This window comes from Mesorhizobium sp. M1D.F.Ca.ET.231.01.1.1, from assembly GCF_003999155.2.
GTDB lineage: Bacteria > Pseudomonadota > Alphaproteobacteria > Rhizobiales > Rhizobiaceae > Mesorhizobium.
The window spans coordinates 1-6,440 of the sequence record NZ_RZOZ02000028.1; the positions used below are offsets into that span (position 1 = coordinate 1).

The 6,440-nt window shown below is 59.0% G+C and carries 3 protein-coding genes and 3 pseudogenes; 5 read left to right on the forward strand and 1 reads right to left on the reverse strand.

All coding sequences use genetic code 11. From position 1 onward, the window contains the following. Positions 1 to 103: 103 nt before the first annotated feature. The 5 genes and pseudogenes from EN874_RS34665 to EN874_RS34670 form a co-directional block, all read left to right on the forward strand. Positions 104 to 330, forward strand: a pseudogene (locus EN874_RS34665) (transposase); the annotation flags it as partial. Positions 331 to 410: 80 nt separating this feature from the next. After that, a pseudogene (locus tag EN874_RS31945) lies at positions 411 to 815 on the forward strand (IS481 family transposase); the annotation flags it as partial. A gap of 357 nt (positions 816 to 1,172) precedes the next feature. Beyond that, positions 1,173 to 2,372 (forward strand): IS256 family transposase, encoded by a 1,200-nt coding sequence (locus tag EN874_RS31950; RefSeq protein WP_126097348.1) that lies wholly within the window; start codon positions 1,173 to 1,175, stop codon positions 2,370 to 2,372. Positions 2,373 to 2,899: 527 nt separating this feature from the next. After that, positions 2,900 to 4,012 carry an alanine racemase gene (gene alr, locus EN874_RS31960; protein ID WP_127230893.1) on the forward strand — a complete coding sequence of 371 codons (1,113 nt, stop codon included), beginning with the start codon at positions 2,900 to 2,902 and terminating at the stop codon, positions 4,010 to 4,012. A 514-nt stretch (positions 4,013 to 4,526) separates the two neighbouring features. Further along, positions 4,527 to 5,127: pseudogene (locus tag EN874_RS34670) on the forward strand (transposase); the annotation flags it as partial. Between the two features lie 198 nt (positions 5,128 to 5,325). Here the strand turns inward: EN874_RS34670 and EN874_RS31970 are convergent. Then, positions 5,326 to 5,895 (reverse strand): prolyl oligopeptidase family serine peptidase, encoded by a 570-nt coding sequence (locus EN874_RS31970; RefSeq protein ID WP_348628157.1) that lies wholly within the window; start codon positions 5,893 to 5,895, stop codon positions 5,326 to 5,328. Positions 5,896 to 6,440: the final 545 nt, after the last annotated feature.

The following is a 6,440-nucleotide window of genomic DNA, read 5'->3' on the forward strand; positions in this document are numbered from 1 at the left end:
GGGGCATATTTGCGCCTCAATGTGTCGGGTTCCGCACGAAACGTGTCCCGTGGTGTAGATGATACGGGCGAGTGGCGAAGGCATCTTTCAGCCTGCGGTAGCTCGCGGCGGGCAGCGCCGTCGCGCCGGACTGAGTTCTGCGGTGCGTCGGTCAGTTCCGGTGCGCACCTTCGGCGACTGGAACGATCCGCCTGGATATGTCGAGGTCGACTTCGTTGCCCATTCCGGCACCTCTTCGTCCGGCAGCTTGTGCAAACCATGGTCTTGACCGATATCGCCACAGGGTGGACCGAGTGCGTGCCGGTGCGGACGCGAGAAAGTGGTCTTGTCATCGCTGCATTAAACGGGCTAGGTGTTTGATCCCCGGCTTTAATGGTGCGATCTTTTCCGCGGAATGGAAAGGAGGCACTATGGGTCAGGTTCTACACGGCCGCGCCACGACGACAGAGGCGATCCGTCGAGCAATACAAAATAGTCAAGAGAGCCTGAAGAAGCTCGCCAAGCGTTATGGCATCGATCCCAAGACGGTCGCGAAGTGGCGCAATCGGACCTCGACCGCCGACCTTCCGACCGGTCCCAGAGAGCCGCGCTCGACGCTGCTGTCGCTCGAAGAGGAAGCCGCCATCGTCGCCTTTCGCAAGCACACGCTCTTGCCGCTCGATGATTGTCTCTATGCCCTTCAGCCGACGATCCCGCATCTGACGCGCTCGTCATTGCATCGTTGCCTTCAGCCCCACGGTAGTTCGCGGTTGCCGCAGACGGGCGCCGACAAGCCGGCCAAGCAGAAGTTCAAGGCCTATCCGATCGGCTATTTCGGCGCGCGTGTGATCAAGCGCTATTATCCGCCAGCGCCGCCGGTCGAGCGTGTATTGGCCCATCCCGAGGTGGCGAAGGTCGACAAGGAGCTGTGCAAGGCGGAACCGCTGATGCTGTTCACCGGCATCCATGCGGCAGGAAGATTTGGGAAGACGCGTCGATCGTCGTGGGGTGCAAGCAACGCCACAGGAACCGGTCGTCATTGACCTGCAGCGCTTCACCGTAAATCTGAAGATATAGTGTCCTGAAGGTTCCGCAAAAAGCTCTGGAGAGAGAACAGGCCTTGCGCTGAGGCGAGGCGGCCATGGCACGCTGGTGACGTTGCGATCACCGATTCCCGTGGAAGGGTAAGTGCCATGACCAATCGAGAAGTTAGACTGAGCAGAGGCGAGTTGAAAGCGTTGCTGTTGTCGGATGAGGACGGCTTTCGCAAGGTATTGCAGACTGTGGTGCAGGAGTCTTTGGAAGCCGAGATGACGGAGGCCATCGGGGCCGAGAAAGGCGAGCGGACAACGGAGCGGGTTGGTTACCGGTCCGGCTATTACGAACGCAAGCTTGTGACGCGGGTTGGCGTGCTGGAGCTTCGGGTTCCGCAAGATCGGGCCGGCCGGTTCTCGACGGAGTTGTTCGAGCGTTATCAGCGCTCGGAGAAGGCACTGGTATCGGCGCTGGTCGAGATGTACGTCCAAGGCGTGTCGACGCGCAAGGTGAAGGCGATCACCGAGGAGCTGTGCGGCCATTCCTTCTCGGCCTCGACGGTGAGCCAGGCGACGGCGCGGCTGGATGAGGCGCTGAAGGCATTTTATGAGCGGCGGCTTGCCGAACCTTACCCGTACCTCATCCTGGACGCGCGCTATGAGCGGGCGCGCGAGGCCGGCGTGATCGCCAGCCAGGCGGTCTTGGTGGCGATCGGCGTCGACTGGGAGGGCCGGCGCCAAGTGCTCGGTGTCGAGCTGGCCAACCGTGAAAGCCATTCGAGCTGGCGGGCGTTCGTGGCAGGGCTCAAGCAGCGCGGGCTTGCCGGCGTCGAGTTCGTCGTCTCCGACGACCATCCGGGGCTCAGGGCAGCGATCCGCGAAGTCCTGCCCGAGGCAGTCTGGCAGCGCTGTTACGTGCACTTCCTCAGAAACGCGCTCGATTATGTGCCGCGCAAGGTCGATGACGACTGCCTGATGGAGCTCAGATGGTTCTATGACCGGCGCGACCTAGCCGAGGTCAAGCGCGACCTGGCGCAGTGGATCGCCAAATGGCAGGCAAAATACCCGAAGCTGGTGGATTGGGTGGAGACCAACATCGAGGAGACGCTGAGCTTCTACCGGCTGCCGCTGCCGCATCACAAGCACATGAAGTCGACGAACATGCTGGAGCGGCTAAACCAGGAGATCAAGCGGCGCACCCTGATCGTTCGCATCTTCCCCAACCCGCAGAGCTGTTTGCGGCTGGTTCGGGCATTGGCGGTGGAGATCCACGAGAACTGGCTCGAGGCGACCCGCTACCTCAACATGGATCATCTGCGCGAGCACAAGAAGGAGAGCCTGAGAGCACTGGCCGCCTGAGACGCGGCCCGCCATGTCCGCCGCTCCGCTAAACACGGGGCTGCGCGGCGGACACGCCAACGTCACCGCTGAATGCCACGCCATTTTTTGCAGAACTTGACGCACACAACTTCTGAAGACGGCTTGGCAGGGCGGAGAGGTGCGACCCACCCATAGAGGCCGTATCGGCGGACAAATATCCCAAGAGACCGAGCTTGCTTGAGCGCTATGAGCTCAGATTCTGGCATGATTGGAGTCTGAGCCGACACTCTCGGCAGCCCTCGTGCTGCAGAGGCTGATGAATATCGACCAAACACGGTTCACGACAAAAAGCCTGCGGACGGTGCAAATAGCCGTGAAAGCCTAGCGTGAGGAGACAGCCCTTGAAATCATCAATGGCGACTGGAGGGCGATCTCGCCGAAGATGGGGATTGGGGCGGTGCTCCGCCGGTTTAAACGGTAATCTCGCTGGCGCGCCTACCTATCTTAGTAGGCTGCGCCGCGAGTCTGCAAGGTTTAAGAAGACGGGAACTGTTGGAGAGAAGGACATGCTGCCACTGGTGCGGCCTTCCAATGTTGTATTGGAAATTAATCTCGGGGCCATTCAGGCGAACTTCCAGGCCATCTCGGCCCTCGTTGGGCCAAACGTAAGGGCGGCCGCTGTCGTCAAAAGCGACGCCTACGGGCTTGGTCTTGTAGAGATTGCAAGAACGCTCATCGATGCCGGCTGCGATCTGCTCTTCGTCGCCAATCTGGACGAAGCGTTGCATCTAAGGTCATCCCATGTAGGCGCGGCAATTGCGGTTTTTTGCGATGATTTTGCGAAATTTGGCCCATACTATCGATCTAACGGGCTCATACCCGTTGTAAACAATTGTGCCGAATTGGAGGCCATTAGCGCAACAGGGAGGCAAACATACTTTCTCAACGTGGACACGGGATTCTCCCGCTTTGGGCTCGCTTTTGCCGAAGTGCATCGCGCGTATCTTTCTGGAACTTTCCATAGGTATCCCCCTTCGCTCGTACTCAGCCATCTGGCGTGCAGCGAACGCGGTGCGGACCCCACCAATGTGTTGCAAAGGAACCGCTTCCAGGCGATCTACGATATGCTTAAGCCCACCTGTGGCAGTCTCGCAGCCTCCGCCGGTATTTGGCTCGGCAAATCCTATCATTTCGACATGGTACGGGCGGGCTCAGCACTGTACGGGCTTAATGACGCTGGTATTAAACCAAATCCGCTGCAACCCGTTGCAAGGCTCCGAGCTAAAATACTCGACATGCGCAGTGTCGCTACGGGGGAGGCGGTTGGCTACGGGGCGACATTTCGTACGGCTCGAACTAGCCGCGTAGCAATCGTTGGGATCGGTTACAAGCATGGCCTTCCCTGGGCCTGCGGGAACAAAACTTCCGCTCGGTTCGCTGGATATTCTGTCCCTCTAATCGGAACAATATGCATGGATAACATAATGGTGGATATAACAGACGTTCCTGACGCACTTTGTCTTATAGGTGGCTTTGTAGAACTACTGGGAGAAGATTTAACTGTAAATGATCTTGCAGCAACGGTTGGCGTTAACCCGAACGAGGTACTGGCGCGACTTGGTGCTGGTTGCACAAGACGATATCTGACTTCTTCCCTGCGATCTACGCGACAGCAGTGACGACCCGCTCGAACAACCAAGTATTTAGATGGGGTATTCGGCTTGATCCTTCTCTGGACGGAATGGTCAGAGGTGCGGCGTTTCAAGCTGATATAGCCTGAGGTGCAGCATCACAGGCAGTCGCGGAGGAGCTGTCCCCTTTATCGGAAAGTGCTCGATATTGTCAGGGTAATAACAACTGCCGGTATCTGACGACAGTTCCGGGTGTCGGGCCTGTCGTTGCCTTAGGGCTCACCAATACCATCGATAATCCCGGCCCGCGCACTTCGACCGGTTTCGGAGGAGCAACTGCCAGTGATCAAGGAATCTGGAGAGAGCAAGCGCGTCGGCCGTGCTTCGCTCTGCGGGGATGGATGATGCGAACGTTGCTCTGTGAGGCCGAACAGGTCATGCTCAGCCGTGTGAAAAGGTGGTCCTGAAAGGTTGGGTGACGGATAGCGCTAGGTGTTTAGACGGGGTATTCGGCTTTGTCCGAACGGGTGTTTGAGGTGCTGCTTCGAGCTGATGATAAAACGTGGTCTGCGTAAACAGCCACAAGCATCAGGAACGGAAGGCCTTTCTCAAGGCGCAGGCAACAAGACCGACCGCAACGATGCGCGGCATTGCGCAGGTGATGCGGGTTAATTGTGTTCCGGCCGATGCACGTCAAGACGCTGATGAGCCAGGAACGTCGGGCGCCTGTTGACAGCCCGCAAGTTGCTGCAGGAAAAGGCCATCGCAATTGAGAATGACATTCGAGGCCTGTTGCGTAACTTCGGTCTCAGGTTGGCATTGTCGGCGCTGCCAAATTTGGGGATCGCATCCAGGACCTTTCCGGCGACATCCCGGAGCTACGTGACATCATGGAGGTGTTGCTCGCCGCCCGGCAGAAACTTCGCGAGCAGTTCACGGTAGTGCATGAAAGGCTGTTGTCGATCGTGAAGGGTGACACGGTTTGCGCGGTTGACGACCGTCCTTGGTGTCGGACCTGTCGTTGCGCTGGCTTTCAAGGCTACGGTCGTCATTCCTGCGCGCTTCAGAAATCGAAGGCCGTAGGGCCGGCTCTTCGGTTAACGCCGCGCTTGCATCAATCAGGCGAGGACAATCGCGTCGGACGTGTTTCCCTGTGCGGTGACCCTTGCTCGCATACTAGATGATTAAGGGAGCCAGCCTGGGCAAGGCTGTTGTTGACGACCCCAGCGATTCAGTCGGCGTGATACGAGGTTCCACCTCGGGTGGATGGGAATCCTTCGTGAGATGACGAGTGAAACAAGGGCGCGCAGGGACATGGTCGGGCGTGGCAGCACCTCAGGCCGCTGTTTAGATTGCTCACTTCATGCTCCTGATCGATTCTCCTGATCGTACTTATCGCTGAAGAGCTGGTCGAGGACCCATGCCATGCGAAATGTAGCTTCCTCAGCTACACCAGCCCCGTGTGAAGCGCCGCTGTGGCCGCCCACCATCCAAATGCGGAAGACAAGCTCAGGATCGCGGTCGAGCGCACATGACCGACGCTGCGCCACATAGCAAGCGGGCTGGTAATAGAGGGCCTGGCCATCGTGCACCGCGGCATCGACGTAAGTCGGCGGAAGAGGCCGATCGGCGCTTAGGTTGTAATACGGGTCGTAGCTGCGCACGTTGCGATATTCGTGGGCGGTGTGGGGATCTCCGTACTCCGCCGTTTCCTGTAGCGCGTACGGCATTGTGAAGTCCATCTCAGCATCTAGAATGTCGGCGAGCGGGACCTCGGCAAGCACGGCGCGGAACAAATCTGGCCCCATGAGGGCCGCGGCAAGCACGGTGCCCCCGCCGGCGCTCGCTCCCTCGATGACAATGCCGTCCGGGTTGGCGAATCCCTGCTCAACGAGCCCCTCGGCAGCGGCGATCAGATCAGTTTGGGTAATACGTTTTCAATCGCGGGTAGCCGCTTCGTGCCATGGACGTCCGAACTCGCCCCCCAGTACGTGCACAATGCCGAAAGCAATTCCGCAGTCGAGCAGGCTCAAACGCTTGGTCATGGAGAGGGCCAAGTGACGAACGAGGGCCATCTCGGTATTCCGTAACAACCGTACACGTTCAGTAATACTGGCCCAGGGCTCGTTCAGCCACGACGGTGTCGGGCGTCACGAATGAGGTAACCCAGTAAACCAGTTTCGGTGTTCGGAACGAACATCGTGCAACCCATGAGCCTGGGCCGTGTTGCAGAGACTTAAGCGGAAGGTGGGCATGCCGAACGGGCGAGAAGCGCCTTGCCCTCCAACAACCGGGTTCGGCCGCAGCGCGTCCCTCTCCTTCGAGCGCCGTGTCAAAGCGATCGGGCTTGGCGCGACGGCGCTGCCCGCCGCGAGCTACCGCAGGCTGAAAGATGCCTTCGCCACTCGCCCGTATCATCTACACCACGGGACACGTTTCGTGCGGAACCCGACACATTGAGGCGCAAATATGCCCC